Here is a 2,229-nt window from a genome sequence, read left to right as displayed (position 1 = left end):
CTGCCCCATTGTAGGTCGTCAGACCGCACGCATCGGAAATCTGCGCCAGCGACATATACACCTTGCCGGTCACGATATTCACATGCGCCGCCAGACACTCCATGATGGCGTCAACAGCACGGGCACGGTGCAGATTCATCGCCCGTTCATTGCCCAGCAGTTCATGGGTTATCGCATGATAACGGGGCGCAGTACGCCAGAGCGGATGCTGTGAAGGGGCGTTGTCCCGTGCCGCCTTGCGCATCGCGTCAATAATACGCGGTGGCTTCACGTCCTCTTTGGGCGGCCGATAGCACGGATGGGGGTTTTTTACATAGCAGCGTGATGAAAACGCCTGCGGTGTCGCCTGAGAAAAAACGGAGAGGTTTTGCTTATCCACCACTCCCTGCACTTATGGCAGAGCGGAGGGTGAAAGTGTCGTCTAACACTTGATCGCTAACGTTCATTGGGCTAGTATCCTTCTTGAATACATCGCTGAATGATTCGCAAAGCCCTGATAGCCTATCTGCCAAGATTATCCTGTCGGGGTTTTTTGCGTCCAGAAGACAGGAAATGTTCTGTTTCTCTGTCTCCAGGCACCTGCTCACTCGAGGGGAGCGTCCTGTACAGCGGAATTTACCCGCATAATCGTCACAAAATAGCCGAAAGCCCGTCACGTTACAAGTGCCGGGCTGTCTGTTTTGGCAGAATCTATTTTGGAAAGCGGGTCAGCGAGCCGTTCTGTCGCTGTGGGGGTGCAGGCTAAACCGAGGGGATCACGCTGCGGCGGCGTGGGGTCCAGCCAGATTTTTTTGTATCAGATGGATAATCAGTGAAGTCCGACGCTCTGTCCGCTCCGGCGTATCCGGTGGCAGGTTATAGCGCAGCGTGTAGAGCTTGCCTTTATTGTTGAAAAAATCAATAACCAGCATGGGCGCGATATTGCCCGGTAATCTCCGATAGTTCAAAGAGATACGCGACATCCCCAGCTTCATACGGACCGCCATCACGCTTTCCGCCGCCAGGTCAGGATATAATGCTGAGGTGGTTGGTGCCGTCAGTAATTTCATATCATCCTCCACACGCTACGGGTTATAACGCTTTAAAGCGCCACAGTTTATCAATACTTTTTTTTATACCAATTCTGGGTGTCTTAATATATTCAGGACGCTTATCAGCGTCGTAAACACAAAAATCATCGTTTTTTGTTAAATCAACGTGATTATGGGCTTTTGTGATATGCAGCGTCTTGCATAATTTCCCCGGCCCACTGAGTGAAAGCGGCTCCGGCCTGAAGACATCGAGGGCCCGGATCAACACGGCGGCGGGAAATCCTTCTCGCTCAGTGACAATATTCAGACAATGATACATGCCATAAATGAGATAAACATAGGAAAAACCCGCCGGACCAAACATCACAGAGGTTCGTGGCGTGTAACCTCTGGCCGCATGACAAGCCGGATCGTCCTGTCCTATGTAGGCTTCCACCTCTGTAATAACGCCATAATAATCAAAAAACTTTAATGTCTTACCCAAGAAGTCCTCTGCAACACAGAGCGTATCTCGATCATAAAAACATCTAGATAAAATTTTCACAACACAATAAAATTACCAAGCAAATAACTAATATTGAAAAACGTTTAACTTAATCAGTTTTTCTCACTTTTCCAGTGCATTCCTGAGATGAAGATAAAGCTCTTCAGCCAGTTCATGCAACTCTTCGCATTCATCAGCGCAGCTATCCAGATCAAGTTGGTCGAGCTTGTCCAGCAGTAGGGGTCAGTTTGGATATCGAAAATTATTGTACGTTAAGGCTGTTTTTTAATCAGACTCAGCTTCTTTATAGAAGGCCTGAATGCGACAAACCTGGGAAGTACTGTAGCCTGTCGCGTCTGCCGTTTCGCGGATGCTGAGTTTTTTTACCTGCCGGTAGTACATCTCTTTTTGATGCCGCTCCTGATCTGCCTGCTTTCCCCGGTATTGAATAACCCCGAGTTTATTAGAGAGTAATTTTGGCAATACTACGCCGCTTCCTCTGATGCTAATTGCAAAGCGTAATAGTTCATTTCGGCTTCAGTAGGAGGGATGTAACCCAGCCGCCCGAGCAGCCTTCTGTTGTTGTACCAGTCCACCCAGTCCAGCGTGGCCAACTCCACTTCCGTCCGGTTTTTCCAGCTCCCGCGGTGGATAACCTCCGTTTTGTACAACCCGTTGATACTCTCTGCCATCGCATTATCGTAGGAGTCGCCG

5 protein-coding genes and 1 pseudogene are annotated in these 2,229 nt (G+C 49.2%); all 6 read right to left on the bottom strand.

What is annotated here, in order from left to right; all coding sequences use genetic code 11:
- Positions 1 to 382, bottom strand: a 382-nt coding sequence (gene repA / locus CINSTRO3249_RS15310; protein ID WP_256381680.1) for a plasmid replication initiator RepA, incomplete at its 3' end; no start/stop codon positions are given.
- A 373-nt stretch (positions 383 to 755) separates the two neighbouring features.
- Positions 756 to 1,049, bottom strand: a complete 294-nt coding sequence (locus CINSTRO3249_RS15305) for a hypothetical protein (protein WP_074013851.1) — start codon at positions 1,047 to 1,049, stop codon at positions 756 to 758.
- Between the two features lie 22 nt (positions 1,050 to 1,071).
- Entirely contained in the window at positions 1,072 to 1,575 is a 504-nt protein-coding gene (locus CINSTRO3249_RS15300; RefSeq protein ID WP_074013850.1) for a DNA-3-methyladenine glycosylase, read from the bottom strand.
- A gap of 63 nt (positions 1,576 to 1,638) precedes the next feature.
- A complete protein-coding gene (locus CINSTRO3249_RS15295; RefSeq protein ID WP_256381681.1) occupies positions 1,639 to 1,749 on the bottom strand; it encodes a Rop family plasmid primer RNA-binding protein in 111 nt (36 codons plus the stop codon).
- A 51-nt stretch (positions 1,750 to 1,800) separates the two neighbouring features.
- Positions 1,801 to 1,962: pseudogene (locus tag CINSTRO3249_RS15290) on the bottom strand (resolvase); the annotation flags it as partial.
- 38 nt (positions 1,963 to 2,000) lie between these two features.
- A partial coding sequence (locus tag CINSTRO3249_RS15285; protein WP_143146879.1) for an integrase core domain-containing protein occupies positions 2,001 to 2,229 on the bottom strand: 229 nt, incomplete at its 5' end.

Origin of the sequence: Candidatus Sodalis sp. SoCistrobi (assembly GCF_900143145.1) — a bacterium.
In the GTDB taxonomy this organism is placed as follows: domain Bacteria; phylum Pseudomonadota; class Gammaproteobacteria; order Enterobacterales; family Enterobacteriaceae; genus SoCistrobi.
Note: the sequence above shows the minus strand (reverse complement) of the source record. Positions and strands in the feature narration are given on the sequence as shown.